General features: G+C 56.4%; 7 protein-coding genes. All 7 read left to right on the top strand.

All coding sequences use genetic code 11. The features are described 5' to 3' along the window. The first annotated feature begins 732 nt into the window (after positions 1 to 732). Positions 733 to 1,512: a PFL_4669 family integrating conjugative element protein gene (locus tag M2401_RS33845; protein WP_259111321.1), complete on the top strand. Its 780-nt coding sequence runs from the start codon at positions 733 to 735 to the stop codon at positions 1,510 to 1,512. Positions 1,513 to 1,517: 5 nt separating this feature from the next. Next, complete coding sequence (locus tag M2401_RS33840) at positions 1,518 to 2,093, top strand: DUF3158 family protein (protein ID WP_259111320.1); 576 nt, start codon at positions 1,518 to 1,520, stop codon at positions 2,091 to 2,093. Positions 2,094 to 2,095: 2 nt separating this feature from the next. Beyond that, positions 2,096 to 2,950, top strand: a complete 855-nt coding sequence (locus tag M2401_RS33835; protein ID WP_259111317.1) for a Rha family transcriptional regulator — start codon at positions 2,096 to 2,098, stop codon at positions 2,948 to 2,950. A 28-nt stretch (positions 2,951 to 2,978) separates the two neighbouring features. After that, positions 2,979 to 3,434 carry a single-stranded DNA-binding protein gene (locus tag M2401_RS33830; RefSeq protein ID WP_259111316.1) on the top strand — a complete coding sequence of 152 codons (456 nt, stop codon included), beginning with the start codon at positions 2,979 to 2,981 and terminating at the stop codon, positions 3,432 to 3,434. Between the two features lie 108 nt (positions 3,435 to 3,542). Further along, positions 3,543 to 3,767, top strand: a complete 225-nt coding sequence (locus M2401_RS33825) for a hypothetical protein (RefSeq protein WP_259111314.1) — start codon at positions 3,543 to 3,545, stop codon at positions 3,765 to 3,767. A gap of 169 nt (positions 3,768 to 3,936) precedes the next feature. Continuing rightward, positions 3,937 to 4,131 carry a CrpP family ICE-associated protein gene (locus tag M2401_RS33820; protein ID WP_409034029.1) on the top strand — a complete coding sequence of 65 codons (195 nt, stop codon included), beginning with the start codon at positions 3,937 to 3,939 and terminating at the stop codon, positions 4,129 to 4,131. A gap of 168 nt (positions 4,132 to 4,299) precedes the next feature. Then, entirely contained in the window at positions 4,300 to 6,258 is a 1,959-nt protein-coding gene (locus tag M2401_RS33815; protein WP_259111313.1) for a DEAD/DEAH box helicase, read from the top strand. The last annotated feature ends 68 nt before the right edge of the window (positions 6,259 to 6,326 follow it).

Genomic DNA, 6,326 nt, shown 5'->3' with positions numbered 1-6,326 from the left:
TGATTTCCCGCGAATCACTTCGGACACAGCTCCAGGTGATGCCACTGGCATCAGTTCGAACACCGATCAGGGTGATGCCCCGGGCATCACTTCGAACACCGATCAAGGTGATGCCCCGGGCATCACCTCAAACATCGACCAGGGTGATTTCCCGCGAATCACTTCAAACACCGATCAGGGTGATGCCACTGGCATCACTTCAAACACCAATCTGGGTGATGCCACTGGCATCACTTCGAGCACCTACCAAGGTGATTCCCCGGGAATCACGCCAACCACCGATCAGGGTGATGCCCCGGGCATCACCTCAACCACCGACCAGGGTGATGCCACTGGCATCACACTGCGTACGGAACCGACCTATGCCACTGGCATAGCTCACGACCAAGCAATGAGTGTTGCCCCAGGCAACACTCGAAACTCGGGACCGACCTATTCCACTGGAATGGTTTTCGACCTAGCACCGGGTCGATCCATTGGCATCACGCCCAATTCTGTGCCGACCTATTCCACTGGAATAGCTCTCAGCCAGGCAACGGATGTTGCCACTGGCAACACTCGGAGCGCGGGTGCCGACCTATGCCACTGGCATAGCGTCCACCCAAGTACCGAGCAAATACGCTCCACAGCCAAACCCACTCCGACCAAGAAACGGTTTCCTACTGAACTCGCCGTTAGCCTCCGGCAGTCTTGCGTTGCCCATTCATCTCTATATAGAAGGAAGCGCTCAGCATGGCTGACAACTTTCAGGTCAACCTCGGTTCATTGCGCAGCAGCGTCAACCTGACACTCCATACACACCATGCGGCCCGCTTATGGTTCGGCCGTCAGCGCACAGACGACAAACCAGGAATGATCGGCATGAGCGGTTTCTCGAACCTGCTCGGCCGCATCAACCGCGGCGCAATGCAAGATGATCCCTACTCCGATTGGTTCCTGATCCAGATCGAGGACAAGCTGGCCCAGTCCAAGGAAGAGATGGCCACCATTGATGCCCGACTCGATAACGTCATGGCCGCTCTGCCCGCCATGATGAGCGTCGGTGAAAACCTTTCGGTTCAACCTGCCAAGTTCGATCTGTTTTTGACCACGCCCCTGGCGTTCCAAGGCGTGTATTTGCTCACGGCCTATGACGAGCTGGTGCGTCGACTGCTTCTGGCAGGCCACGTTGGCTTGATCGACTATCAAGCCAAAAGCCTATGGCTGGACGAAGGCGCCGCCATTCTCAGACGGCTCTATGGCCTGGCCCAGAAGTACAAGGGTTTCTCAGGTGCAAGCCGCGACGACTTTGCCGCCAACAATGCTCGCGCGCAAAACGCTCGCGAGATGTACGCCTTCGCCGGTGAGATACCTCAAGACATCCTGGAAGGCACCAGACGCGCCGCGTTCGCGCCACAAATCATCCGCGCCTCTGCAGGAAAAACGCTACTGGAAGGAGATGACGACCATGACTTCGATATGAGTCGCATCGATGACGAGCACTCCCTGCATCTCGATTCAGACGATCAGTAACCGCCATGAGCCTGTCATTGCCGCAACCAGGTGAAACATTAAAGGACCTGCAACAGGGTGCCTTTCAACCACTGCAACACGATGCCTTCATAGGGCTGCAACACGCACCCTCCCTAAAAGGCTTTTTAAAACCTTTTAAAGGTAAGGGGGACATGGACAAGTTGGCTCAGCAATGCCGCTCCCTTGAAGACGATTTGAACGCGCTGGCACAGGCAAACATTCATGCCCAGGCCAGCCGCTATCCCTTCACCCTGCTGCCGGTGCGCATGACCCTCCAACGCACCGGCGCTGGCACAGTCTTTTTGCGATGGCAGGACGTGGGCACTCGGCAGATGGGCGTCGATATCTGGTCCGGGCTGCTAGCTGCTGCGAAAACACCGGAGCACCTGATCCAGGATCTGCATGCCATGGAACTGCAGCGGATCGCTTTGAACATGCAAATCAGCCTGGTCCATACCATCAGCCGCCAGGCTGCCGAATGCGCAGAGAAGATGGCCCAGGCCGACGCTGTGTACAGGGAGCGGCTGGACCAGATCTCACAATCCCGCGGCGACTCGTCGTCACCTTCGAAGGAAGCATGATCATGAATACATCCATTGCACGTACGCCCGATCAACCAGCGGACAACGTCCAGGTGCTGGTCGAGGTTGTCAAAGGTCTGGCGATGACCACCAGCCTTGATGTCGCAACGCATTTCAACAAGCGCCACGACAATGTGATCAAGGCGATTCGAGCGCTGGAGATTCCCGATGACTTACGTCGCCTCAATTTTGAGGAGACGTTCCGGGAGGTGGCGGGCCCACAAGGAGCTAAGCGCAAAGAGGCTTTCGTCCTCATGACTCGCGACGGATTTAGTCTTCTGTGCATGGGCTTCACCGGCAAAGAGGCCATGCGCTGGAAGGTTGCCTACATCAACGCCTTCAACCAGATGGAACAGGCCCTCAAGTCGCCGCCCCTGCAACCTGACAACCGAGCATTGCTCGCATTCGCCATCAAGACTCTTGAGCTGATGCGTCATCACGCACATGCCCAACAGCCAAAGCTGGGCACCGAGCAACTGGTTCAGAGCTACCTGAACATTCCATCACTGGACCAGGCCACGGCTGATCAGATCAGCTTGGCCCTCACCTTTGTTCAGGGCCAGATCATCGGCGAAAGCTCGGCAGCAATGCACTTGCCGAACGTGGCGGGCTCCTCTATCGCTAAAGATCTGCTCTATGGGCTGTTACGCAGCTCTCACGATGCCGAGTTAATCTTCAACGCCATGTACGACAGTGGCGTCGAAAAACTCGCGAGCGAAGCGTTCCGCAACCACATGGCCACCTCACTGGCCAACACCTCAAAGCACGCTCGGGACTTGCTGGGTTACGTGGCTTCCTTCGCAATACGTGATCCCTACCGCACCTCTCGCCCCGCCAAAGACTCCGCCACCCACTGAACCAAACAACCATAACCGAGGAAAGACCATGACGACATCCATCGATTGGGAAGGCAACATTGGCAACGCCCCCGAATTCAAGGAGTTCCCCAACGGCAACAAAGATCCACGGCGCCTACTCAGGCTGAACGTCTACTTCGACAATTCGATTCCAAAGACCGATGGTCCAGGCTACGAAGATCGAGGGGGCTTCTGGGCCAACGTAGAATGGTGGCATCGCGATGCCGAGCACTATTCGGACCTGTTCCAGAAAGGTATGCGAATCCTGGTGCAGGGGCGTGCGGTGATGGATAACTGGACCAAAGATGGTGAGGAGTTTTCTGCCATCAAGGTCCAGGCCAGCCGAGTGGCTATTCTGCCCCATCGAATTGAGTCGGTGAGCCTGGCGCCGTCGCAGTCCAGCCAGAATGCACAGCGTCAGCAGAACAGCCAGCCCGTCGCGCAGGATCCTGGCCCAGACTTTGACGACGACATTCCTGTGTGACAACCCCCTCAAAAAAATCGCCCCAAGCGTGAGTCTCCCGGGTTAAATGGATCTGACCATCGTCGGCCTTTAACCTGGGAGTCACACGGTTCTATGGAGAGAACTTCAATGAGCAAGTTCGTGACCTACGTGATTCGTATGCCGACGTCAGCGATCGCAAAAGCTGCGTTGACGCACAGCGTAATTAAATCGGTCAACTCCAATGGCGGCGAAATCACCGGCCACTCAACCATCGACCACATCACCCTCAACGAGCAGCTTGAGTCCAGACTTGAAGACTGGGACGCTGAGGAAGCCCGCCAAGAAGTTGCTGCGATCACAGATTTGCTTTGAAACTTGCCCGGCCAAAAAAAATCGCTTTCTTCGTAGCACTCTCGGTTTGAATGTAACGTGTTCATCGGCAAACCTCAGCGCTGATACTATCCCTTTCTCGTTGTCGAAAGTTTGCGCGCCTCAGCGGGAAGTTTCTGGGGTGAATGAAACGTCAATTCGGGTTATCTCTATGGTGCCGCAGGCCTCCAACAAAAAAAACGACGGTCGGCGTTCCAACAATCCGCATGTTGCCGTGATCGCGTTAGGTGCTGAAGCGGCGCGAGCCGGCCTTCCGATTTATGCATGTCCCTATCGTCATCCAGCGATGCGAGCATCGTGGATAAAGGGATTTGCCCAGGAGCAACAGCAAAGTTTCGATTTTTGACACTTTGATGGCCGAACCCACTGCACGCTGAATAAAGGTTTCTTGTAGCGGTGACCATGCCCTTGTTGTGAAAGTGCGCGCTCATTCACGATGAGTTTATGCGCCGATGAAGCCCCACCTGCCCTCAACCCTTGCTCAGTGGCGTGATTCCAACTCGCTGGTGCTGTCATGAGCCGCCCGAAGCTTATGAACCGTAGTGGCGGAGCTCAGCCTACAAAGGTCATTTTCGATGGCTATGACTTCGGCTTAAAGCTGCCGTTCGTGGAAGGATCAAATCGACTATTTGTTGCTCGTGGGGGCCACTTTATTCGTCTGAACGGACATCCTTTTACAAAGTACTGGCGGGTGCCCAAGGCGAAGCTGCTTGATGATCTGGATGTGCTTCACCGTGACTTTTATGACCTGGCAGCGGGTGCATTCACCGAGGACTGGTCGTCCTTCAGCCGCAAGGTCTCATCGGCCCAGGAGAATGTGACCAGGGACGCCTTTATCTGGGGTATGAAGCTTCGGCTTGCCCCACTCGCCGAGGGCGGTGTGCTGTTGTCTGGAGACTTTCATCCCGGTTCAGTCGCGGTTGCCAAGCGCATGCACGGGGCCTATCTGAACGCAAGCCGATCCTGGCGAATTCAAGGTTCGCCGGAGCTTGTGCGCAGCAACATCATTCTGGAACTGGGCCTGGCCGAGGAGCAGTTCGAGATCCTCGATACGCTGCAAGAGTTGCTTAGCGACGGTACCGTTTCACCCGCGCGCGACGTTGCAAGGATTCAACTGGGCGGCATGCCCGCTGAACGGGGCGCCTCCTCGAGCGAGGACACCGGGGAAGCCGATCTCTACCTGGCATCGGTGCCCTCGATCCGTAGGACTGAGCTCTCTGAAGAGTTCATCGAGCGAGCCCTGCAGGAGCATTCGCTGATGGACCATCAGCCGGCGGGTATTCGGCATCTTCTGATGCGCACCAGCGCGTTGCTCGCCGACGACATGGGCCTTGGTAAAACACGCCAGGCCATCATCGCCGCCGCCATTCGCGCCCAGGGCAAACCAGTACTGGTCATTGTGCTGACTTCGTTGATCATCAACTGGCAACGGGAGATCGAGATGGTTTATCCCCAGGCCCTGATTGCCCAACAGAAATACGACCCGCAGGCTCACTGGGTCATCGTCAACTACGAACGTCTGGGTGATTTCGTCCCTATCGCGGGTTGTTTTGCAGTGATGATCGTTGACGAAGCCCATCGCCTGAAAGAACCCACCACGGCATGGACACGTCACGGGTTTGATATCGCAGCCAAGGTGCCCAACCGGTACTTGCTGACCGGCACGCCAGTATTGAACCGAGAATCGGAGCTGCACACCTTGCTTCGCCTCTCCGGCCACCCGATTGGCCAGCTCACCCTGAAGGAGTTCTGTGAACGCTTCGCAGGCAACCCCGAATTCCGCCAGGCACTGCGCGCGCACATCTGCGACTGGATGCTGCGTCGAAGCAAAGGCGTGCTGCCCAATCTGAAAGGCAAGCAGCGACAGAACGTATCGGTGGTTTTGTCGGACGCTGAACGCAAGGAGTACAACGATATCGTTCGAAGTGACCGGCATCCGTTCGCGAGACTCGGTGCCCTGCGTCAGTTGCTTGAGCGGGTGAAGGTCCGCGTGGTGATCGACCTGGCTGCCGAGCTGGACATCGAGGACAAGGCAATCCTGTTCTGTGAGCACAAAGAGACGGTGTACGCCCTGCAGGAGCATTTCGAAAAACAGGGGATTCAATGCGCAACGCTGGTCGGCAGTGACTCCGTAAAGAAACGTCAAAAAGCGATCGACAACTTTCAGCAGGATCCAGACGTTCGTTTCTTCATCGGCACCACCTCGGCCGCTGGCACAGGCTACAACCTGACAGCGGCCAACTGCGTGTTTTTCCTCGGCCTGCCGTGGACGCCAGGCCTTCAGGATCAAGCGGAAGATAGGGCCTACCGCAATGGTCAGCAGCGCATGGTTCTGGTGAAGATCCCTCTGGTCGAGGACTCCATTGACCAGCAACTGTGGCAGATGCTCCTGGACAAGCGTGCGTTGGCCAGCGACTTGATTGAGCCCGATGCTGCCGAAAAGACTCAAGCTGCTCTTGCAGCGAGCATCTAGAAAAACCTCGACGAGGATAAAACCCGTATACGCCTAGACCCTCTTTAAACCCCACTCGACCTGATAAG

The organism is Pseudomonas sp. JUb42 (genome assembly GCF_024807945.1).
In the GTDB taxonomy this organism is placed as follows: Bacteria; Pseudomonadota; Gammaproteobacteria; order Pseudomonadales; family Pseudomonadaceae; genus Aquipseudomonas.
The sequence above is the reverse complement of the archived record's forward strand: the minus strand, read 5'-3'. Positions and strand labels throughout refer to the sequence as shown.

Excerpts from the sequence above, each read along its gene's own strand:
- M2401_RS33825 (WP_259111314.1), top strand. The coding sequence starts at position 3,543 with ATGAGCAAGTTCGTGACCTACGTGATTCGTATGCCGACGTCAGCGATC.
- M2401_RS33815 (WP_259111313.1), top strand. The coding sequence starts at position 4,300 with ATGAGCCGCCCGAAGCTTATGAACCGTAGTGGCGGAGCTCAGCCTACA.
- M2401_RS33835 (WP_259111317.1), top strand. The coding sequence starts at position 2,096 with ATGAATACATCCATTGCACGTACGCCCGATCAACCAGCGGACAACGTC.
- M2401_RS33830 (WP_259111316.1), top strand. The coding sequence starts at position 2,979 with ATGACGACATCCATCGATTGGGAAGGCAACATTGGCAACGCCCCCGAA.
- M2401_RS33840 (WP_259111320.1), top strand. The coding sequence starts at position 1,518 with ATGAGCCTGTCATTGCCGCAACCAGGTGAAACATTAAAGGACCTGCAA.
- M2401_RS33820 (WP_409034029.1), top strand. The coding sequence starts at position 3,937 with ATGGTGCCGCAGGCCTCCAACAAAAAAAACGACGGTCGGCGTTCCAAC.
- M2401_RS33845 (WP_259111321.1), top strand. The coding sequence starts at position 733 with ATGGCTGACAACTTTCAGGTCAACCTCGGTTCATTGCGCAGCAGCGTC.